Source organism: Kitasatospora sp. NPDC088346, from assembly GCF_044740765.1.
In the GTDB taxonomy this organism is placed as follows: Bacteria; Actinomycetota; Actinomycetes; order Streptomycetales; family Streptomycetaceae; genus Kitasatospora.
This window is the reverse complement of record NZ_JBIURH010000016.1, coordinates 131,716-150,580: the sequence shown is the minus strand read 5'-3', so window position 1 is coordinate 150,580 and position 18,865 is coordinate 131,716. Positions and strand designations below refer to the sequence as shown.

Sequence of the window (18,865 nt, the reverse complement as noted above, 5' to 3'; positions counted from 1 at the left end):
ACCATCTTCAGGTCGATGCCCAGCTCGGCGGCCTTGGCCTTGGCGCCCTCGGCCTCACCGATGAAGTACTCCTGGTCGCCCTGCTTCTGCAGGTACGTCAGGGAGATCTTGCCGGTGACCGGGGCGACCGAAGCGCCGGCGGTGGTGGACTCCTTGCCGGTGGAACAGGCGGTGGTCAGGCCCAGGGCGAGCAGCAGGCCGGTCGCGGCCACGGCACGGCTGGTGGTACGGAACATGAGGACGCTCCTTTGTGCACGCGCCGAGGGGCGGCGCTCGCACGGTCTGGGGTGCGGAGAGCACAGGGGCGGGTGTCCGTCCCCTGCCTGGTGCGGGTGGAGCTGTGCGGCGTGCGGTGCGGATCCGACCGGTTTCCGCTCCCTGGATGGAAGCGTCTGCCGGGGAAAATCGATCAGAACTCAACACGTTCAAACGTGATGGGACATATGACACTCCGGTTACACGGTCAGCGTCAAGAGGAACCGGCAGCCGAGACCCCCTTGTGACGTTCGAACACCCGCGACCTGTACGGACGGTGCCTGCCGGAGGCCCGTCCGGGCACGCCGGAGTCGCTCCGGCGGAGCGGCGAATCGGCCCTGCGGTGCGGTCCCGCAGGGCGGCCCTGGGGTGTCGCGCGGCGTGCGGACGTGTCGGGGACGTTTCCGGCCGGTGGCTGCGGTGGGGGTCCATGCCGGATGTCGCGTGCGGCGCCGGCGACGGCCGCGGCGCCGGGCCGGCGCGGAGTGTGGGGTCGAACCGACCGTCGCCGGGGTTCGCGACACAACCGAACACAAAGCGACAGTGGGCATACCTTTGGCGGCCAAGGCGCGCCGCAGTCGCGGCGGCCGCGCAGGCGCCCGTCGGCGCGGCGGCGCCCGGGATCCCTCCTGGAGGAGGGTGTCAGCTGCCGACACAATGGAACGCAGTCACTCGCGACACACCGCTCGACAGTGAACTGGGGCGTTCCGCTCCCACTGCGCAGCGTGATGAGGGATGATCTCCCTGTGACATGTGTGGGTTGGTGGGAACTGCGCAGGGATGCCCTGCTGCACTCCGTCGCGCGGGAACTGGTGCTCTGGGGAGAGGACGTCCTCGACGATCCGGGTGCGGGGGAGATCGCCGAACTGCTCGCCGCCGTCGCCGCCCAGACCGCGGCCGACTCCCGCCATCCGGACTTCCCGGACGCCGCCGACCTGCTCGCCCGCGCCGCCGTCGAGGTCGCCCGCGCGGACCGATTCCGCGGCACCCTGCTGCCCCAGGTGGCCCGCCACCTGCGGGCCGCGCTGGCGCTCCTGCGCGAGGCGCGCCTGCTGCTCGCCTGCCACCGCAGCGTGCCGCTCTCCGACGCCGGTGCCGGCTGACGGCGTCGCCCGGAGCCGGGGTGGACGGCGTGGAGTGCCCGGGGGCGGGCCGGGGTGCTCCGGCTGCGCGTCCCGGGCGCTGTCGGACCCCGCCCCTACGATGGCCGGCATGAGAGCCTCAGGAACGTTCACCGTCAAGTCCTTCGTGCCGACCGACGTGACGCCGAGCCCGGCCGTCACCACCGCACTCCCGGTGGGGGTGGCCGTCATGGAGAAGCAGTTCGAGGGCGAGGTCGCCGGCCGCGCCGCGACCGTCTTCACCGCGGCTTTCGACCAGGCCACCAACGTCGGCACGTACGTGGCGATGGAGTCCTTCGAGGGCTCGCTGAACGGCCGCGACGGAGCGTTCAACTTCGCCCACTCGGCATCGACCTCCGGCGGCGACCGGACCGGGGAGTACTTCGTGATCGTCCCCTCCAGCGGGACGGGGGAGCTCGCCGGCATCAGCGGCGGGGGAGGCATCGCGGTGGACGAGGACGGCACCCACCGCGTCTGGTTCGACTACGACCTCGACCCCGGCGCCGACCGCGGCTGACCGCCGGAGCGGCCTCGTGCCGGAGCTCGGAGCTCGGAGCTCGGGGCCCGGCATCCGGCGTCCGGGTCCGGTGAACGGCGGCGCGTGGGCGGGTCGTAGGGTGGCGGACATGGACGACCAGGGGGTGGCCGGCGCCCGGCTGCGGGCCCGTTCGGCGGCCCTCGGGGCGGCGGCGGTGACGGTGGCCGCCGGGCTGGCGGTGCGGGCGGGGCTGGGCGAGGAGTTCGCGAAGCCCGCCGGCGACGCGCTCTACACCGTGCTGGTGCACACCCTGGTGGTGCTGGCGGCACCCCGGGCGAGGCCCCGCACGGCCGCCGCGGTCGCGCTCGGGCTGAGCTGGGCCGTCGAGTTCCTGCAACTGACCGGCATCCCGGCCGAGTCGTCCCGGCACAGCACCGCAGCCCGGCTGGTGCTCGGTTCCACCTTCAACCCGCCCGACCTGTTCTGGTACGCGGTGGGCGCGGCCTTCGCCTGCGCCGCCCACACGGGGATCCGTACCGCCCACACGGCGGTCCGTGCCGCCCGCGCCCCCCGTACCACCCGTCCCGCGCCTCCGCCGTGACCGTTCAGCGCGCGTCCAGGCCCTCCAGCAGCTCCGGCAACTCCCCGCTGTGCACGACCCCGAGGCGCTTCGTCGCCCGGGTGAGTGCCACGTAGAGGTCGTTGACGCCGCGGGCGTGCGCCGCCAGCAGCTCCGCGGGCTCCACGACGAGAGCCACGTCGAACTCCAGTCCCTTGGCCTGCGCGGCCGTCAGCAGGACCACGGGCGAGTCCAGGGCCGCCGGAGCGTCCGTGAGCGTGCTCACCCCCGCCAACCCGGCCAGCGCGTCGACCAGTTCGGCCCGCCGACCGGGGGCGTGGACGACCGCCATCCGGCCGCCGTCGAGCGTCGCGATCTCCGCTTCGACGGCGGCCCGCAGTGCCGGCCCCCAGCCGTCCGCGGGGATCCGGAGGCTCCACGGGCGGCTCCCGCCGCTGCGGACCGCGCGGGGCGCGGTGAGCTCCGGGCCGAGCGCCCGCAGGACGCCCTCCGTGGTCCGCATGATCTCGGCGGGGGTCCGGTAGTTGACGGTGAGTTCCACCGTGCGCCAGCGGCCGGCCGTGTACTCGTCGAGCGCCTCGCCCCAGTTGCTCAGCCCGGCGGCCGCGCCGGTCTGCGCCAGGTCGCCCACGATCGTCATGGACCGGCCGGGGCAGCGGCGGGTCAGCATCCGCCAGGCCATCGGGGACAGTTCCTGCGCCTCGTCCACGATGATGTGCCCGTAGGCCCAGGTGCGGTCCGCGGCCGCCCGTTCGGCCAGCGGCCCGGCCGACTCCCGGCCGCGGTACTGGCGCACCAGCAGCTCGGCGTCGATCTCGGCCAGCCCCGCGCCGAAGCGTTCGACGACGACCTTCGCGAACTCCAGCTCCTCGGCCTCCGCGGCGGCCCCGGCCCGGCGGGCGGCGGCTTCGCCCGCGGTGGCACCCGGGGGCGGGCCGAGCAGTTCGGCCGCCTCGTCGAGCAGCGGGACGTCGTCGGTGGTCCAGCCGCTGCCGGCACCCGCCTGCGGAGCCTCACGCAGCAGGGCGGCGTGTTCGGCCGGGGAGAGGTCCGGTGCGGCGCCCGCCAGCAGGTCCGGGGAGCCGAACAGGGCGGTGAGCAACTGTGCCGGGTCCAGCACCGGCCACAGCCGCTCGGCCAGCGCCCGGAACCCGGGCTCCTCGACCAGTGAGTCCGCGAGGTCCGCCACCTCGTCCAGGTCCAGGTCCCCGCCACGGTCCCGGGCGATCCGCAGGGCCAGCTCCGAGGAGAGCCGCTCGACCAGGGCCGGCCGGGCCGCGTTGTGGGGTTCGCCGGTCCGGTGCGCCGCTGCGCGGGCCCGCTCGCACAGGGCCCGGCCGATCACCAGTTCCTCGCGGTGGGACGAGCTGCGGCCCACGGTGATCGTCCAGGACTCCTCGGGCAGCTGCCGGAGACCGTCCAGCGCGGCGGCCAGGACCCGCGCCATCCGCGCGTCCCCCTTGACCGCGGCCGCCGCCGGCGCGTCCGGACCGGTCGCCGTCACGCCCGGGTAGAGCGCGCCGATGCTGCTCAGCACCGCCTCGCTCTCGCCGAGCGCCGGCAGGACCTGGTCGATGTAGCGCAGGAACGCCGTGTTGGGGCCGATGACCAGCACGCCCTGCTTGGCGAGCCGGTCGCGGTGGGTGTACAGCAGGTACGCGGCGCGGTGCAGGGCGACCACGGTCTTGCCCGTCCCCGGGCCGCCCTGGACGACGAGCACGCCGCCGAGCTCGGAACGGATGACCCGGTCCTGCTCGGACTGGATGGTGGAGACGATGTCGCCCATCCGCCCGGTACGGGCCGCCGTCAGCGAGGCGAGCAGGGCACCCTCCCCGCGGAGCCCGGAGCCGTCCCGGCCCGCGGGGCCGCCCACGCCGAACGGGTCGTCGTCGAAGTCCACGACCGTCCGCCCCTCGCACCGCAGGTGCCGCCGCGCGACCACGCCGCCCGGAACGGCCGGCGTCGCCCGGTAGAACGGCTCCGCGGCGGGCGCCCGCCAATCGGTCAGGACCGGCTCGTGGTCCTCGTCGGCCAGGGCCGTCCGGCCGATGTACCGCCGCTCGCCGTCGGCGCTCTCGATCCGGCCGAAGCACAGCCCGTACTCGGCGGCGTGCAGCTCCGACAGCCGGCGGGTGTGGTGGATCTCCAGGGTGTCCCGCTCCATCCGGGACTGGAACGTACCGCCCCGCTCCCGGCGGTGGATCTCGCGCAGCCGGTCGACGGCGAGTTCGCGCTGGGTTCCGAGCAGGCCGTACAGCCGGCCGACGTACGCGTTCTCCGCCCGGAGCTCCGCGGCTCGCGGGGCGTCGGACGGGGAGGATGAAGCAAAGACCAAGACCGGCTCCGTTGTTGGGGATGTCCGGCCGATGGGCGTCGACCGGCGAGCGGAGGGCTCGATCGGAGATTCTGCGGCAGACCGGGGGCCTTGCGGCAAGCCCCCCGGTGCGCTATATCTTGACAATGGAAGAGTGTGCACTCCTCCTTGCGGCCGCTAGGTCAAGGCCTAGGCCTTCTCGCAGCGGACGTACTCGGCCCGCAGGTGGAATTCGGGCGTCCACCCCTGGTACCGCCACGCCATCTGCCGCAGCAGCGCGTCCGGCCGGGCCGGTGAGGTCAGCGGGTCGTGCCGGTCGATCGGGTAGAGCGGCCCGACGGGCCCGCCGACGGGCCGGGGATCGCGGAGTTGACTGAAGGTGGGCCTGACGCAGCGCCAGCCCGAGGCCTCGTCGGAGGTCGTGACGTTCAGGACGAAGGCGGTCCGGACCCGCTCCTGGTAGTCGGCGGACGCGGCGTGGTCGGCCGCCGAGCCGGACGCCGGGATGCTCCAGGCGAACAGCTCGAAGTGCACGACGGCCGTTCCCCGCTCGGCGGCGACGGCATCCGCCCGGGCGAAGATCTCGCGGGCGTAGAAGGGGTCGTCGGCGTGGAACGGGGCGTCCCGGGAGTTCACCTGGTACAGCGGGGAACGCCGGAACTCCGGCCGTGCCCCCGCGAAGGGGGTCACCACGCGGTTCACGTCGACCTCGTTGACGCCGAAGGCCCCGGATCCCCCCAGGAACGGCGGCCGTGGGTCGTCGGCGCGGGCCGGTCCCGCCGCGGCCGCCAGGACGGCCACCGCGGCGAGGACGACGGTCAGCGCGGACTTCTTCGTGCGGATCGGGATCATCGTCCCGGCCTCTCTCTCGGTTGGGCGGGGCACGTGCGGCCCGGCCGTTTCTTCACCTGACACCCAGGCTCCGAAGCCAGGGCAGGTGGTCTCCGACGGACGTCAGGACGGAGGGCGCCTCACCGCAGTTGACGCCTCCCGGCCCTCTGCTGATGACCCCGGCCAGCCTGCCCGCCGGATCGAGCGCGGGCCCTCCCGAGTCGCCGTAGCAGGGGCCCTGCCATCCTTCGGGATTCGCGGCGCAGAGATCGCCGGACGCGAGGTAGCCGGCGCACTGCGACGCGGGCACGGTGCGGGACTCGATCGACTGGAGGTGCGAGGACGGCCGGCAGCTGGACCAGGGGCAGGTGCGGCCCCACCCCAGGAGTTCGACGAAGAGACGTCCGGTGCCGGGCGCCCGCGTGACGACCGGTGCACTCGGGCCGGCCGCTCCGGTCCTGGTGGTGATGACCGCGAGGTCATGGGCATGGGTGGCGGGGTCGAACTCCGGGTGGATGTCGATGCGGTCGACGAGGTGGTCCTCACCACCGGTGGCCAGGTACTCGGCGCCCAGGTGCACCCGCACCTCGGACGCCCGACGCCCGGTCACGCAGTGCGCCGCCGTGATCAGCAGACGGGGCGCCACCAGCGTCGCCCCGCAGAAGTGACCTCCGCCGCTCGCCCCGGTGCTCTGCAGGGACGCCACGTACGGGCGGGCGCGGGCGTCGTCCCCGCCCCGGACGGCGTGTGCGGAGGTGCTCGTGAGCAGCAGGAGCGCGGGCATCGTGGCCATGACGGCGACGGGTCGCCCGAGTCGCGGCGACAGGCCCGTGCGGGCACGCGGGGCCATGGGCGTTCCTATTCGGGGAGGCAGTCGTCCTGCGGCCGGTCGTGGGTCATCACGCACGCGATCAGGTTGCCCCGAACGGTGCCGTAGCGGGAGCGGAGTTCCGCGCGGAAGGTCTGCCACTGGAGCTCGGTCTCGGCCACCGCGCCGTCGACCGCGCTCCTGAAGTTGTCGCGGATGCCGCCCCGCGGGGTGGTGCCCGATCCCACGTGGCCGGAGGTGACGCTGATGGACCCGGTGTCCTTGTTGAGGGTGTCGTGCGTGACCCGGTGGCGGCACTCGTCGTCGCCCACCAGCTCGAAGCAGCCGGTGGAGAGCTCGTGCGGGATGGTCGACGTGTCGACCGTCGTGGCGCGCATGTTGAGGAAGGGCGCCGTCGTGGACCGGTTCAGACCCACGGGATTGGTGGTGCTCACCGGCACCGCGGTCCGTTCCCGGTCGGCCCAGTTGCTGTGCGAGTAGAAGTCCTGGATGCCGTGGAGCGCCCGGCCGAACCCCTCCAGTGCGTCGCACTTCTCCCGGCTGGAGACGAGAGCGAAGTTGCAGTCGTGCCGCAGGTCGTACTCGGCGGCGTCCGAGCGGTACAGCGGAGCCGGGCCGACGAGGTTCCCGCCCGCGCTCACCCCCTGGTCGTACCGGTTCTTCAGGTGGTCGATGCAGTCCACCAGGACGGCGGTCGCCTGGGCCCGGGAGCGCGGATACCGCGCGAAGGTCGTGGACGGGCGGTAGTCCGCGTTGTCGCAGTGGGCGGCCGCCACCGTCACCTCGGTGATGTCCGGCGCGCCCACCGCACCGAAGGTGCCGGTGTGGCCGGCGAGTTGGTCGAGCGACCGGGCCTCGAAGCAGCTGTTCGCGCTGTCGGAGTGTCCTCCGGAGCCCGTGCACCGCAGGGCCCTGCGCGTGATCTTCTCGTGCTCGGCGTTCTGGCCGCCGCCGATGATGGTGCCGAACGCGTCGCTGGGCGGGGCCGTGGCCAGAGCGCTCCCGCAGAGGGTCAGGGTGAGTGCGGCCAGGGTCACCCCGGGCCTCAGACGGTTCGTCAACTGCCGGTATCCCATGGGCGTTTCCTCCGTCGATCGGGTGCAGGGCCCGCTCCGCCGACCGGCGGGGGCCCGCGGTGAACATTTCCACCGCGGTCCGGCGCCGGGCAGAGTAGTTCCTACTCACCTCGCCCCGGCCCACCCCCCCCGGACGCGGTGCCCCGGTCCGCGGCGGGACGACTACCATGAGCTCCTCTTGATCATCCGTGGGCGGCGCGGCCGGTGACGCCGTGCCGGCCCCGTACGAGGAGCCGCACCGTGCCGACCAGCAGCACCGATCTGCCGCCGTAGGCCGTTCCCTGCCCGGGGCCGCACGGCTCCGGCGTGCGGTACGCCCTGGTCGGTGCCGACGGGCGGCTGGTGCGGGCACCGGGGCTCGGTGCGGTCGGACCGTTCCACCCGGACGGCCACGGCGGGTTCGTCGCCCCCGCCGCCGACCAGGACGGCCGGTACGGGTACCTCGACCACCGGGGCGCCTGGCTGGCCGAGCCGGAGCTGCGCCACACCGGGCCCTTCCAGGACGACGGCCTCTCCCGGTACCAGGCCCAGGACGGTCGGTGGGGCTACGCGGGGACGGACGGTGCACCCGTCGTCCCGGCGGGCCTGACGGAGGCGGACGTCTTCCGGCACGGCCTGGCCGTCGCCCGCACCGCGGACGGGGCGGGCTTCATCGACGCGTCGGGCCGCTTCGTGATCCCCCCGCGGTTCGCCGCGGCCGGGCGGTTCGCGCCGAACGGGCTCGCCGCCGTGCGGACGGTCGACGGCGGCCCCTGCGGCTTCGTCGACCGCACCGGCCGCACGGTCGTCGAGCCGCGGTTCGACGGCACGAGGCCCTTCGGGCCCGACGGCGTCGCACCGGTCCGGATGGGCGACCTGTGGGGCCCGATCGACGAGCGGGGCACCTGGGTCGTCGAGCCGTCCTTCCCGATGCTCAACGCCTTCGACGCGAACGGCCTGGCGTACGTCCTCGGCGGATCCGTCGGCGACCGGTTCCGGGGATTCCTCGATGCCCGCGGCGAGTTGGTGATCAGGGCGAGCGACCGGTTGTCCCAGGACTTCGGCTGCGGGCTGGTCCGCTTCGACCACCGACGTCGAGGGCCGGGTCGTCGGCTTCGGCGGCGGGAACGGACTCGCGCCCTTCGTCACCCGTGACGGCGCCGTGGCCCACGTGGACCGCGACGGCCTCGACGTCTGCCGGGTGGGGGCCGGCGCGGACGGCGCCACCCTGCGCATCACGGACCGCACCGGGACGGTCCGCTGGGAGTCCACGGCCGCCGAGGGCACCTTCGAGCGCGTCGAGCCCGCCCACTGCCAGGAGGCCCACTCCTACCTGTGCTACCCCGGCGCCCCGGAACGGGACCTCGCCGACCTCGCGGCCGAGTTGCTCGCTGCCGAGCCCCGCCGCTTCGAACCCTGCTCGTTGATCTTCGACTCCCGGGAGGACCCGTACGAGCCCGCCGAGCCCGATGACGACCCGGACGAGGACGGCACCTGGTACGGCGCCATGAGCGTGGTCGCCGAGACCTTCCTGTACGCCGAGCACCAGCACGAGTTCTCGTTCCTCCAGGACTGGGCGGCCGAGCGCTTCGGCGAGTTGGAGGCCGACGCGGTCGACCGGCTCACCGTCCGGTTCGGCGCGCCCCTCCCAGGTGTCGAGGTCCACCTGCGCTCGGGCGACGGCGAGTCGTCCACGGTCTGGCAGGCCGGCGACCGGCAACTCGTCCTGCAGTCCTACGTCCTGGTCGGCGACGGGGACGTGGAGCTCCAGCTCTGGCTCGCCGCCCTCGCACCGTCCGACGAGGACCCGCGGCCCTGACCGCCCGGCAGCCGGTGCCACCGACCGCCACTCAGCGCGGCCGGCCGGCCTGCGGGAGGAGGAGTTCGGCGACGGCACCGCCCTCGGGGTGGTTGGTGAGCCGCAGTTCGGCCCCGACGGCCGCGGCGTGGCCCTGGGCGATGGTGAGCCCCAGCCCGTGACCGTGCCCGCGCTCGCGGGCGCCGGTGCGGAACCGCTGCGGCCCTTCACGCAGGACGTCCTCGGGGTAGCCCGGGCCGTGGTCCCGGACGGTGAGGGTGGCGCCCTCCACGGTGACCCGGACCGGCGGTGCGCCGTGGCGCTGGGCGTTGGCGACGAGGTTGGAGACGATCCGGTCGAGCCGGCGCGGATCGGTGGTGACCAGGGCGGATCCTTCGGTCCGCAGCTCCACGGCCGGTCCGGCCGGGCCCAGGATCCGGGCCGCCAGCTGGCCGAGCGGCTGGTCGGACAGCTCGGGCGCCTCGGCGCGGGCGTCCAACCGGGAGACCTCCAGCAGGTCCTCCGTCAGGCCGCAGAGCGCGTGGACCCGGTTGCGGACCAGCTCGGTCGGGCGGCCCGGCGGCAGCAGTTCGGACGCGGTGAGCAGGCCGGTGAGCGGGGTGCGCAGCTCGTGCGCCACGTCGGCGGTGAAGCGCTGCTCGTTCGCCAGCTTGCTGCGCAGCACGGCGGACATCGAGTCGACCGCGGCGGCGAGGTCGGCGACCTCGTCACGGGGGCGGCCGAGCGGCCCGATCCGGGCGTCCAGGTCGCCGCGGGCGATGGTCCGGGCGGTCCGGGCGGCGGTGCGCAGGCGGCTGCTGATCCGGTCGGCGGCGAGGACGCCCGCGAGCACGGTGAGCACGACGGACAGGGCCGCGGAGATCTGGATCGCCCGGTCGAGGTCGGCGATCGCCCGTTCGTCCTCGGCGAAGTCCATCCGGACGGAGAGCACCCGGCCGTCCGCCCCGGCGGCGGCCCACATGGCGGTGCCGTGCGGTCCGGGGCCCAGCATCGAGCCCTGGTGGCCGCGTTCGGCGAGCCGGCGCAGCTCGGCGGGCAGCGCCGGGTCGCCGGCGGCGGCGTGCCAGCCGACCACCAGCTGGCCGGTGCTGTCGTAACCCGTGAGCACCGAGTCCAGGGCGGCCTCGGCGGACTTCCTGGCCTGTTCGGTGTGCTGGCGGACGGACGCCTGGTGGACCAGGATGCCCACGGTGAGGGCGACCAGGCAGGACACCAGGGCGATGACGGCGGCGATCTGGCGGCGCAGGGTCACGGCACCCGCCGCAGCCGGTAGCCGAAGCCCCGGACGGTCTCGATCCGGGCGGCGCCGATCTTCGCCCGCAGACGCTGGACGTGGACGTCCACGACCCGGCTGTCGGCTCCCCACGAGTAGTCCCAGACCCGTTCCAGCAGGGTCTGGCGCTCCATCAGGACACCGGGTGCCGCGGTGAACTCCAGGAGCAGCCGCAGCTCGGTCGGGGTGAGCGGCACGGGACGTCCGGCGACGCGCACCTCCATCGCGCCGGTGTCCACCTCCAGGTCGTCGATCACCCGGACGGAACCGGCCGGGGCCCCGGCCCCGACGCCCCCCGCGGAACCCGGCAGCCCCACGGGCCCCGCGGCCGCCGGCGCCGCCCCGGCCGCCGGCGCCGCGCCGATGCCGGTGCGCCGCAGCACGGTCCGGATCCGGGCGACCAGGACGGCCGTCTCGAAGGGCTTGACGATGTAGTCGTCGGCCCCGGCCTCCAGCCCCGAGATCACGTCGATCGGTTCGGTGCGCGCCGACATCATCAGGATCGGCAGGGAGCTCTCCTCACGGATCCGCCGGCACAGGCCGACGCCGTCGAGCAGCGGCAGCATCACGTCGAGCAGCAGCAGGTCCGGGGGGTCGGCGCGGAAGCGTTCCAGGCCCTCCAGGCCGTCGCCGGCGGTCTGGACCGGGAAGCCGTAGCGCTCCAGTGCCATCTGGGTGGCCTCGCGGATCACCTCGTCGTCCTCGACCAGCAGGATGCGCGGAGTGCCCGGCGGGTGAGTGCTCATCGGGTCCTCGCGGGGGAGGGCTGCGGGGTGACGGGCGGGACCGGCGTCCGTCCGGTCGGCCGGGCGGTGGGGGCGGTCGCGGGTCCGCGCTCGGGTGCCGGGCCGTCGGTGACGGACGGCACCGGTGTCGCGGTCGGCTCGCCGGGCGGGCAACCGGGGGCGTCCGCGGCCGGCCCGGTGGCCCGGGTCCTGCGGTCGGCGAAGGCCATCCGGACGGAGTTCCAGCGGTAGGTGCTGCTGGTCTCGGCGAGCGGGCCGGTCGGCTCGTGGACGACCAGGTCCTGCCCCGTGGTGTCGGCGGTGAAGCCGGGCAGTGCGGTGAGCGCGAGGACCGGCAGCACCTGCCGGTCGCGCTGGGTGTACACGTGCAGCACGGCCCGTCCGGTGCCGGTGCCGCTGCCGGTCACCACGGCGGTGAGCAGTTCGGGGCGACCGTCGCCGCTGAGGTCGCGGTACTGCGCGGGCTGGACCAGGCAGCCGGGGCAGCCGCCGTCCAGGGCGGTCCGTTCGGCGGGGGTGAGTTCGGGGTCCCGGGTGAGGACGGTGCGCGCGTCGAGCTGCTGGAGACCGTCCACGGCGAGGCCGGGCAGCGGCTCCGGTGGCGACTGGTCCGCCACCGCCTGCGGGGACGGCGGCGCGGACGTCTCGGCGGCGGGCCACAGGGGCAGCGGGCTCGGGTGTGAGGTGATCGCCCTGGTCTGCCCGGCGTCGTGCAGACCGCCGACGCCGTCGCAGCCGGCGACCGTCAGGACGGCCAGGACTCCCAGGAGCGCGCACCGCAGCAGCGGGGTGCGGGTGAGCCATATCCTCACGTGGGACGGTGCCTTTCGGAGCGGGGGCGGATCGGCTGTCAGTCTGCACCACGGCGGCGGGCCGCCCGGCGTCCAGGGGAGGTGGACGGCGGACGGCCCGCGCCCCACGGCACGCACGTCAGGGCACCGGATCGGCCAGGACGACGATGTTGTCGGTGTAGTGGCCGTTGCCGGCCAGTGTGCCGCCGCAGGTGATCAGCCGGAGCTGGGGGCCGGCGGTGTCGCCGTACACGAGCTCGGTGGGGAACGCGTCCTTCGCGAACTGGCGCAGCTCGCGCACCTGGAAGGCCGTGGTGGTGCCGTCCGCGCGCCGGACCTCGATCCGGTCGCCGGCCCGCAGGTCGGGCAGGCGGTGGAAGACCGCCGGGCCCCGGCGGGTGTCGTAGTGGCCGAGCAGCACGGCGGGCCCGCGCAGGCCGGGGGCCGGCCCGTTGCGGTACCAGCCGACCTCGGCGGGACGGTCGAGCGGCGGGACCTCGACCGTCCCGTCCGCGTTGAGGCCGACGTCCTCGACCGGTGCGTCCACCCCGATCCCCGGGATCACCAGGCGCACCGGTGGCGAGGCCGAGGCCGTCGCCGGACCGGCCGACGGTACGTCAGGGACCGTCGGGCCGGCCGGTGCCACCGCCACCGGCGCGATCCGGACCGGGGCGGTCCCGGGGTCCCGGCCGAGCACCGCCGTGCCCACACCGGCGATGACCAGCAAGCCGGCCGCCGTGGCCGGCGCCCATGACGGGCGCCGGACACGGCGGTGGTGGCTACGCCTGTGCGCCGGCACTGCGGCGGCGCAGCACGAGGATGCCCGCGCCGGTGACGCCGGCCACGGCGAGCCCCGATCCGAGGACGACCGGGACGGCGGAACCGCCGGTGGCCCCTTCGCCGGTCTGGGCACCGCCCTTGGGGACGGTCCGCACCTGCGGGGCGTCCGTGCGCGCGGGTGCGGCGGCCGGGGCGGTCGGGGTCGCCGGTGCGGGGACGGGGGTCGCCACCCGGGGGGTCGAGGTGGCCGGTGCGGGGACGGGGGTCGCCGCGCGGGCGGTGGGGGCGACGCTCGGGACCGGCGCGGGCCCGTCGGCGAAGGCGGCGGCACCGGGCAGCACGAGCGCCCCGGCGACACCGGCGGAGACGAGCGCGAAGAGCACTGCACGGCGCACGGACGTGGTACTTGACATGGGATTCCTCCGGTCGTCCGTCACCCGCGGCCCGGTGGCCGTGAGTTGACCCTGCACACGCTAGGAACAGAGCCTCACGGTGCTCCGCCGGTCCGGTAACAGCCGTCGGCCGACTCGGTAACAGTCCTGCGGGGGCCCGGCCGGTGGCCGTTCGGTGGCGGATCGGTGACCGATCGGCCGGACGGACCGTCTGATTCCGGACAACTCGCCCTGTTTCGTGGGGTGGTGGCCCGGTGCGGTCAATGCGATGAAAAGAATTTGTAACGCCGGACCACTTCCCTTCCGGGGTGATGATCTGACAAATTGCGCCTACCCCTTTGTCATGGTCGCGACTGGCGCTCCCTGCGCCATCTGCTCTCCGGAGGACGACGCTTTGCTCTCGCTCATATCCAGTCGGCTGACACGCTCCGCCGTGGCCGTCGCCACCCTCGGCACGGCCGTCGCACTGATCGCCCCCACGAGCCTCGCCGCCGCCGCTCCCGCCCGGACCGCCGCCGCACCGGCGCCGGCCGCCACCTGGGCCGCCGGCACCCGGGCCTACCTCGTCATCACGGCCCCGGGCGACACCTCGGCGGTCCGTGCGGCGGTCGCCGCCAACGGCGGCTCGGTGTTCGCGTCCTACGACGCGATCGGCGTCATCGTGGCCCACTCGACGTCCGCCACCTTCGCCGCGACCCTCCGCGGCGTCAGCGGCGTCCAGCAGGTGGGCGCGACCCGCACGTCCGACGTGCCGGCCGACGCGTACAACCCGGCGCTGCCCGCCAATCCGGCGCAGGCCGCCACCACCCTGACCGAGTCCAACCGCTGGGACATGACCCGGATCAAGGCGGACCAGGCCTGGGCCGTCACCACCGGCTCGTCCGCGGTCAAGGTCGGCGTCCTCGACACCGGGGTCGACGATCAGCACCAGGACCTGGCCCCCAACTTCGACGCCGCCGACTCGGCCTCCTGCGCGTACGGCAAGGCCGACACCCGCACCGGCGCGTGGCGCGACGTGGACACCCACGGCACCCACGTCGCGGGCACCATCGCGGCCGCGAAGAACGGCAAGGGCGTCGTCGGCGTGGCTCCGGGCGTCAAGATCGCCTCGGTCCGGATCGCCGAGCCGAGCACCACGCTGTTCTTCGCGGAGAACACCGTGTGCGGCTTCGTGTGGGCCGGTGACCACGGCTTCAAGGTGACCAACAACAGCTACTACACGGACCCGTGGCAGTTCAACTGCCCGGACAACGTGGACCAGGCCGCCATCATCGAGGGCGTCCGAAGGGCCGAGGCGTACGCCGAGAGCAAGGGCTCCCTCCAGGTCGCCGCCGCCGGCAACTCCAACTACGACCTGGCGAACAAGACCACGGACTCGGCGAGCCCCAACGACTCGACCCCCGGCAGCCGGACCATCACCAACGCCTGCATCGACATCCCGACCGAACTGCCGGGCGTGGTCACGGTCGCCGCGATGGGCAACGGCAACGTCAAGGCCTCGTACTCCAACTTCGGCCGCAACGTCATCGACGTCGCCGCCCCCGGCGGCGACGGTGCCGACGGCGTGTACTCCACCCTCCCGGGCGGCAAGTACGGCAACAAGAACGGTACGTCGATGGCGTCGCCGCACGTCACCGGCGTCGCCGCGCTGATCGCCAGCACCAACCCGGCGCTCACCCCGGCGGACATCCGCGCCCGGCTGGCCTCCGACGCCACCGACACGGCCTGCCCCTCCGACAGCCGCTGCACCGGTACCACGGCCAACAACGCCTTCTTCGGCGACGGCCAGGTCGACGCGCTCAAGGCGGTCGGCGGCTCCACCCCGCCGTCCGGCTCGTACTTCGAGAACCTCACCGACGTCGCCGTCAACGACAACGCCACGGTGGAGAGCCCGATCACCGTCACCGGTGTGACCGGCAACGCCCCGGCCGCCCTCAAGGTCGGCGTGGACATCAAGCACACCTACCGCGGCGACCTGGTGGTCTCGCTGGTCGCCCCCGACGGCAGCGTCTACCTGCTGGAGGACTTCGCGGACGGCGACAGCGCCGACGACGTCGTCAAGACCTACACGGTGAACGCGTCCTCCGAGGTCGCCAACGGCACCTGGAAGCTGCGGGTCCGCGACATCGCCTCGCAGGACGTCGGCCGGATCGACGCCTGGAACCTCACCTTCTGACCCCCCCCCGTCGGCCGCCGGCCCCGACCGTCACCGGTCGGGGCCGGCGGCCGTGGCCGCCCGCCGGCGCTACGGCCGCCGGGCCAGCGCCGCGATCTCGTCCTCGTGCGGGCCGGGCGGGCAGACGGTGCCGTCGATGCTGCGGACCCGGGCGCACAGGCGGACGCTGGAGACCAGCCACACGCCCTCGCCGCCCAGCAGGTCCGCGGTGGTCAGCCTGGCGTACCCGCACTCCCAGCCGGCTGCGGCGGCCGCCCGGAACAGGCCGGCCAGCGCGATGCTCGGCAGGATGCCGAGGTCCGGCGAGGGGGTGAGCAGCCGCCGCCCGCCGACCGCCAGCACGACGGCGGCGGTCGGCGCCTCCAGGACGGTGCCGTCCCCGGCGAGGAAGAGCGCCTCGTCCGCGTCGTGGTCCCGGGCCCACCGCTGGGCCGCCATGTTGACGGCGTACGAGAGCGTCTTGGCGCCGTTGAGGAGCCAGGGTGCCTGCTCGGGCGGCACGGTGACGTGGCCCCGGGTGAGGGTGACGGCCCGGACACCCTCGGCGCGCAGCCGGCGGGTGGAGTCGGGGACGTCGTCGACCAGGACGAAGCCGGTGTGCGGTCCGCCGTCCTCCGGCCCGCGGGTCAGGAAGAAACGGGCGTAGGTCTCACCGACCGCGCCGTGCCGGTCGATCGCGGTGGCCAGGCAGCGCCGCCAGCGTTCCGCGGCGGGCGCCCGGAGGCCGAGCGCGGTGGCGGACCGCTCCAGCCGGGCCAGGTGCTCGTCCAGGTGCCGCGGCCGGCCGTCGACGACGAGCAGTGCCTCGAAGACCCCGTCGCCGCGCAGGACGCCCAGGTCGTCGGCGCGCAGCAGCGGCAGGGCGCGGTCGGCCACGGTGCCGTCCAGCCGCACCAGGGTGCCGGCGCTCATCGCAGCGCCGCCGAGGTGAGCGTCAACGTGCCGGCCGCGGTGTCGAGTTCGGCCTCGACCCCGAGCGGGACGGTGAGCTGCGGCTGTCCGTGGCCGAAGTCCAGCCCGGTCAGGACCGGGACGCCGAGCGGCCCCAGCCGGTCGTGCAGGACGGCGGCCACCTCGTCCGGCGGCCCGCACTCCGTCCAACTGCCGGTCACCACACCGGCCGCGCCGGCGAACCAGCCGGCCCGCAGCAACTGCGTGAGCATCCGGTCGATCCGGTACGGTTCCTCGCCGGTGTCCTCCAGCAGGACGATCGCTCCGGCGGCGGGCGCCGCCTCGGCACACCCCACGGCGGCGGCGAGCAGGCTGAGCGTGCCGCCGGTGGTGATCCCGCGGGCCCGGCCCGCGGTCGGTGCCGTCGGGTGGGCGGATGTGAAGGCCAAGGCGTCCTCCGGACTGAACAGGGTGGTGCGCAGGTGGGCGAGGGTCCGCCCGTCGGGCGGTTCGCCGGCGGGGCCGAAGCCGGCGGTGGCGGGCATCGGTCCGAACAGGGTGCAGACCCGCAGCCGGGTGGCGAAGGCCCGGTGCAGTGACGTCGCGTCACTGGAGCCCAGCAGGATCTTCGGCGCCACCCCCGCCATCAGCTCCCAGCGCAGGAACTCCAGGACCCGGGCCGATCCGTAGCCGCCGCGGGCGCACACCACGGCGGAGATCTCCGGGTCCAGCCAGGCGTCCTCCAGGTCCTGCGCACGGTCCCGGTCGGTGGCGGCCAGATAGCCGGAACCGCCCGGGTCGAGGGCGTGCTCGCCGAGGACCACGTCCAGGCCGAGCCCGCGCAGCTCCGCACAGTCGGCGAGCAGCCGCGCGGGGTCGGCGGGGCTGCTGGGGCAGACCACGGCGACGCGGTCACCGGTCCGCAGCCGGGGCGGCCGGTGCAGACCCCCCGCCGGCCGCCGCCACGGCCCGCCGGCCGCCGACCGTTCGTTCTCCATGCGTCGCAGTATCGCAGGGGAGGGCGGGCCCCCGGGCGGAGTTCGCCCCATCGGGTGCACCGCCGGACCGGCGGCCCCGGTGGGCGAGGCGCCCGGGCGCGGCGTCCGGTTTCGGATAATTTGCCACTCTGTGCGATGACCGCCGCCTCCGGGAGAGCCATGTCCTCGAACCACCCCGTACGCCGGGCCACCGCCCGGCAGGTGCTGCGCAATCCCCGGATCTGGGTGCTGCCCACCGTCATCGTCGGGCTGCTGGCGCTGCTCCTCTCACTCGTGTACATGGGCGGCATCCTCAACCCGCGCGGCGACCTGCACCGGCTCCCGATCGGCCTGGTCAACGCCGACCAGGGGGCCGTGATCGCCGGTGAGCCGACCAACCTGGGCGCCCGCACCACGGCCGCCATCGCCGCCGCGCCCGACCCCGGGGAGCAGATCTCCTGGCGGCAGCTGGACGAGGCCGCCGCCCAGGAGGGCCTTTCCTCCGGGCAGCTGTACGCCGTCCTGGAGGTCCGCCCCGGTTTCACGGCGGCGGTCGCCTCGCTCGGTGCCGCCGGACAGCCGGAGCCGGCCCGGCCGACCATGACGGTGTTCACCAACCCGGGCGCGGGCAGCCTGGCGTCCTCGCTGGCCTCCTCGATCGCCCAGGCGGCGGCCCACGCCTCCTCGGTGGAGCTGGGCCGGACGCTGACCGCCCGGCTGCCCGACCAGGGCGCCTCGGCGACCAACGCCGCACGGCTCCAACTGGCCGACCCGGTCACGGTCGAGACCGCGATCGGCCACCCGATCGGTACCCACAGCGGGCTCGGCCTGACCGCCTTCTACTACACCCTGCTGCTGGTCCTGGCCGGCTTCCTGGGTGCCAACGTGATCGCCAACGGCGTCGACGTCTCCCTCGGCTACGCGGCGAGCGAGCTCGGTCCGATGCGCACCCAGCTGCCGACCGTCCCGATCAGCCGCACCCAGACCCTCGCCGTCACCTGCACGATGTCCGTGGTGCTGTCGGTCCTGACGTCCAGTCTGATCATGCTGGCCTGCGTGGTCATCCTCGGCATGGACGCCTCGCACCTGCCGCTGCTGTGGGTCTTCTCGGTCTGCGCCTCGGCCGCGGTGGGGCTCGGCGTCCAGGCGCTGCTGGCCGCCTTCGGCGGGATCGGCCAGCTGATCAGCATGTTCGTGTTCATCGCGCTCTCGCTGCCGTCCTCGGGAGCCACCGTCCCGCTGCAGGCACTGCCGGACTTCTACCGGGTGCTCTCCTGGTTCGAGCCGATGCGCCAGCTCACCGACGGCGTCCGGGCCATCCTCTACTTCGACGCCCAGGCCGGCGCAGGCCTCACCCGCGCCTGGCTGATGATCGGCGTGGGCGTCGTCGCGGCCCTGGCCTTCGGCTTCGCGATGACCACGTACTACGACCGCAAGGGCCTGCACCGCATCGTCCCCGAGCACGCGGAGGAGCCGCAGCCCGCCACCTGAGCCGGACCGCCCGGACCACCCGGACCGACCCGGACCGACCCGCCGGGCCGGTCGACCCTCCGAGCC

18 protein-coding genes and 1 pseudogene are annotated in these 18,865 nt (G+C 74.5%); 7 read left to right on the top strand and 12 right to left on the bottom strand.

Annotated elements, in window-relative coordinates; translation table 11 throughout:
* Positions 1 to 236 (bottom strand): annotated as a pseudogene (locus ACIOFR_RS22070) (sugar ABC transporter substrate-binding protein); the annotation flags it as partial.
* Between the two features lie 765 nt (positions 237 to 1,001).
* Here ACIOFR_RS22070 and ACIOFR_RS22065 point away from each other — a divergent pair.
* The 3 genes from ACIOFR_RS22065 (at position 1,002) to ACIOFR_RS22055 (ending at position 2,455) form a co-directional block, all read left to right on the top strand.
* Positions 1,002 to 1,358 carry a hypothetical protein gene (locus tag ACIOFR_RS22065; protein WP_400999799.1) on the top strand — a complete coding sequence of 119 codons (357 nt, stop codon included), beginning with the start codon at positions 1,002 to 1,004 and terminating at the stop codon, positions 1,356 to 1,358.
* Between the two features lie 109 nt (positions 1,359 to 1,467).
* The gene (locus tag ACIOFR_RS22060) at positions 1,468 to 1,893 is read left to right on the top strand and encodes a DUF3224 domain-containing protein (RefSeq protein ID WP_400999797.1); all 426 of its coding nucleotides are present in this window, start codon (positions 1,468 to 1,470) and stop codon (positions 1,891 to 1,893) included.
* A 109-nt stretch (positions 1,894 to 2,002) separates the two neighbouring features.
* Positions 2,003 to 2,455 carry a DUF2809 domain-containing protein gene (locus tag ACIOFR_RS22055; RefSeq protein ID WP_400999795.1) on the top strand — a complete coding sequence of 151 codons (453 nt, stop codon included), beginning with the start codon at positions 2,003 to 2,005 and terminating at the stop codon, positions 2,453 to 2,455.
* 4 nt (positions 2,456 to 2,459) lie between these two features.
* Here ACIOFR_RS22055 and ACIOFR_RS22050 read toward each other — a convergent pair whose 3' ends face one another.
* The 4 genes from ACIOFR_RS22050 to ACIOFR_RS22035 form a co-directional block, all read right to left on the bottom strand.
* Positions 2,460 to 4,769, bottom strand: a complete 2,310-nt coding sequence (locus ACIOFR_RS22050) for a HelD family protein (protein WP_400999793.1) — start codon at positions 4,767 to 4,769, stop codon at positions 2,460 to 2,462.
* Between the two features lie 168 nt (positions 4,770 to 4,937).
* Entirely contained in the window at positions 4,938 to 5,600 is a 663-nt protein-coding gene (locus ACIOFR_RS22045; RefSeq protein WP_400999791.1) for a hypothetical protein, read from the bottom strand.
* Positions 5,601 to 5,652: 52 nt separating this feature from the next.
* Positions 5,653 to 6,372: a S1 family peptidase gene (locus ACIOFR_RS22040; protein WP_400999789.1), complete on the bottom strand. Its 720-nt coding sequence runs from the start codon at positions 6,370 to 6,372 to the stop codon at positions 5,653 to 5,655.
* A gap of 65 nt (positions 6,373 to 6,437) precedes the next feature.
* The gene (locus ACIOFR_RS22035; RefSeq protein WP_400999787.1) at positions 6,438 to 7,469 is read right to left on the bottom strand and encodes a CinY protein; all 1,032 of its coding nucleotides are present in this window, start codon (positions 7,467 to 7,469) and stop codon (positions 6,438 to 6,440) included.
* A 321-nt stretch (positions 7,470 to 7,790) separates the two neighbouring features.
* On the opposite strand from ACIOFR_RS22035, the gene ACIOFR_RS22030 reads away from it, so the two are divergent.
* A complete protein-coding gene (locus ACIOFR_RS22030) occupies positions 7,791 to 8,618 on the top strand; it encodes a WG repeat-containing protein (RefSeq protein WP_400999785.1) in 828 nt (275 codons plus the stop codon).
* A 7-nt stretch (positions 8,619 to 8,625) separates the two neighbouring features.
* Positions 8,626 to 9,282 carry a hypothetical protein gene (locus ACIOFR_RS22025; protein WP_400999783.1) on the top strand — a complete coding sequence of 219 codons (657 nt, stop codon included), beginning with the start codon at positions 8,626 to 8,628 and terminating at the stop codon, positions 9,280 to 9,282.
* Between the two features lie 31 nt (positions 9,283 to 9,313).
* Here the strand turns inward: ACIOFR_RS22025 and ACIOFR_RS22020 are convergent, their stop codons facing one another.
* The 5 genes from ACIOFR_RS22020 to ACIOFR_RS22000 form a co-directional block, all read right to left on the bottom strand.
* A complete protein-coding gene (locus ACIOFR_RS22020; protein ID WP_400999781.1) occupies positions 9,314 to 10,534 on the bottom strand; it encodes a sensor histidine kinase in 1,221 nt (406 codons plus the stop codon).
* Entirely contained in the window at positions 10,531 to 11,301 is a 771-nt protein-coding gene (gene cseB / locus ACIOFR_RS22015) for a two-component system response regulator CseB (protein ID WP_400999779.1), read from the bottom strand. The genes ACIOFR_RS22020 and cseB overlap by 4 nt, the downstream gene beginning before the upstream one ends.
* On the bottom strand, positions 11,298 to 12,113 hold the full coding sequence (locus ACIOFR_RS22010) for a hypothetical protein (RefSeq protein ID WP_400999777.1): 816 nt from the start codon (positions 12,111 to 12,113) through the stop codon (positions 11,298 to 11,300). Before ACIOFR_RS22010 ends, cseB begins: the two co-directional genes overlap by 4 nt.
* A 118-nt stretch (positions 12,114 to 12,231) precedes the next feature.
* Positions 12,232 to 12,819 (bottom strand): class F sortase, encoded by a 588-nt coding sequence (locus tag ACIOFR_RS22005; protein ID WP_400999775.1) that lies wholly within the window; start codon positions 12,817 to 12,819, stop codon positions 12,232 to 12,234.
* Positions 12,820 to 12,871: 52 nt separating this feature from the next.
* Positions 12,872 to 13,285 (bottom strand): sortase-dependent protein, encoded by a 414-nt coding sequence (locus ACIOFR_RS22000; protein WP_400999773.1) that lies wholly within the window; start codon positions 13,283 to 13,285, stop codon positions 12,872 to 12,874.
* A 412-nt stretch (positions 13,286 to 13,697) separates the two neighbouring features.
* Here ACIOFR_RS22000 and ACIOFR_RS21995 point away from each other — a divergent pair, with 412 nt between their 5' ends.
* Positions 13,698 to 15,440 (top strand): S8 family peptidase, encoded by a 1,743-nt coding sequence (locus tag ACIOFR_RS21995; protein WP_400999771.1) that lies wholly within the window; start codon positions 13,698 to 13,700, stop codon positions 15,438 to 15,440.
* A gap of 69 nt (positions 15,441 to 15,509) precedes the next feature.
* Here ACIOFR_RS21995 and ACIOFR_RS21990 read toward each other — a convergent pair whose 3' ends face one another.
* A complete protein-coding gene (locus ACIOFR_RS21990) occupies positions 15,510 to 16,352 on the bottom strand; it encodes an aminodeoxychorismate lyase (RefSeq protein ID WP_400999769.1) in 843 nt (280 codons plus the stop codon).
* Complete coding sequence (locus ACIOFR_RS21985) at positions 16,349 to 17,329, bottom strand: LD-carboxypeptidase (protein ID WP_400999767.1); 981 nt, start codon at positions 17,327 to 17,329, stop codon at positions 16,349 to 16,351. Before ACIOFR_RS21985 ends, ACIOFR_RS21990 begins: the two co-directional genes overlap by 4 nt.
* Positions 17,330 to 17,488: 159 nt before the next feature.
* Between ACIOFR_RS21985 and ACIOFR_RS21980 the strand changes: the two genes are divergently transcribed.
* Positions 17,489 to 18,799 (top strand): DUF3533 domain-containing protein, encoded by a 1,311-nt coding sequence (locus ACIOFR_RS21980; RefSeq protein WP_400999766.1) that lies wholly within the window; start codon positions 17,489 to 17,491, stop codon positions 18,797 to 18,799.
* Positions 18,800 to 18,865 lie beyond the last annotated feature (66 nt).

Excerpts from the sequence above, each read along its gene's own strand:
- ACIOFR_RS22060 (WP_400999797.1), top strand. The coding sequence starts at position 1,468 with ATGAGAGCCTCAGGAACGTTCACCGTCAAGTCCTTCGTGCCGACCGAC.
- ACIOFR_RS22055 (WP_400999795.1), top strand. The coding sequence starts at position 2,003 with ATGGACGACCAGGGGGTGGCCGGCGCCCGGCTGCGGGCCCGTTCGGCG.
- ACIOFR_RS22045 (WP_400999791.1), bottom strand. The coding sequence starts at position 5,600 with ATGATCCCGATCCGCACGAAGAAGTCCGCGCTGACCGTCGTCCTCGCC.
- ACIOFR_RS22040 (WP_400999789.1), bottom strand. The coding sequence starts at position 6,372 with ATGGCCACGATGCCCGCGCTCCTGCTGCTCACGAGCACCTCCGCACAC.
- cseB (WP_400999779.1), bottom strand. The coding sequence starts at position 11,301 with ATGAGCACTCACCCGCCGGGCACTCCGCGCATCCTGCTGGTCGAGGAC.
- ACIOFR_RS22000 (WP_400999773.1), bottom strand. The coding sequence starts at position 13,285 with ATGTCAAGTACCACGTCCGTGCGCCGTGCAGTGCTCTTCGCGCTCGTC.
- ACIOFR_RS21990 (WP_400999769.1), bottom strand. The coding sequence starts at position 16,352 with ATGAGCGCCGGCACCCTGGTGCGGCTGGACGGCACCGTGGCCGACCGC.
- ACIOFR_RS21985 (WP_400999767.1), bottom strand. The coding sequence starts at position 17,329 with ATGGAGAACGAACGGTCGGCGGCCGGCGGGCCGTGGCGGCGGCCGGCG.
- ACIOFR_RS21980 (WP_400999766.1), top strand. The coding sequence starts at position 17,489 with ATGTCCTCGAACCACCCCGTACGCCGGGCCACCGCCCGGCAGGTGCTG.